Source organism: Vibrio sp. 10N.222.49.A3 (assembly GCF_041475145.1).
Taxonomy (GTDB): Bacteria; Pseudomonadota; Gammaproteobacteria; order Enterobacterales; family Vibrionaceae; genus Vibrio; species Vibrio tasmaniensis_A.
The window spans coordinates 1-472 of sequence record NZ_JBFRVM010000175.1 but is presented as its reverse complement, the minus strand read 5'-3'; the positions used below and the strand labels follow the sequence as shown (position 1 = coordinate 472).

At 50.4% G+C, this 472-nt stretch carries 1 protein-coding gene and 1 pseudogene; both read left to right on the top strand.

The features are described from left to right. A pseudogene (locus AB4589_RS21995) lies at positions 1 to 99 on the top strand (type IV conjugative transfer system pilin TraA); the annotation flags it as partial. A 9-nt stretch (positions 100 to 108) separates the two neighbouring features. Then, positions 109 to 411 carry a type IV conjugative transfer system protein TraL gene (gene traL / locus AB4589_RS21990; protein WP_016800089.1) on the top strand — a complete coding sequence of 101 codons (303 nt, stop codon included), beginning with the start codon at positions 109 to 111 and terminating at the stop codon, positions 409 to 411. Positions 412 to 472 lie beyond the last annotated feature (61 nt).

The window sequence follows — 472 nt, the reverse complement described above, 5'->3', positions numbered from 1 at the left end:
ACTGGACTGATGAGCCGTAACTGGTTTGCGGCCGTTGGCGGGTTCATTGGCGGCTCAGTCTTGTGGAATGTTGGAGCACCACTCGTCGGCTTAGGCTAAGGAGTCACAATGGAAGACCCTCATCAGTTTTTTTCTATTCCAAAACACATGAACAAAGGTCGTCGCTGGCTCGGGTTCCCAGTTGATGAACTCGTGCCTGCCCTCTGCATTTTTGGCCTCTCATTCTGGCTTAAACACGAAATGATAGGACTGACGTTATCGCTGGCTTGGTTTGGGGGATTACGTTACATCAAAGCGCAATACGGTGACAACATCGTTACCCTGTCACTTTATTGGTGGGGGGCTTCCTTTGTCCATCCCACCCTCTTTAAGCGTACCCCCTCAGCCTGTCGTCGTTACTGGATTTTCTAAGGAGACCCTTCATCATGGATCCGTTTGTTAAACGGGATAAGCTGGCCGTCAAAAGCCTCCT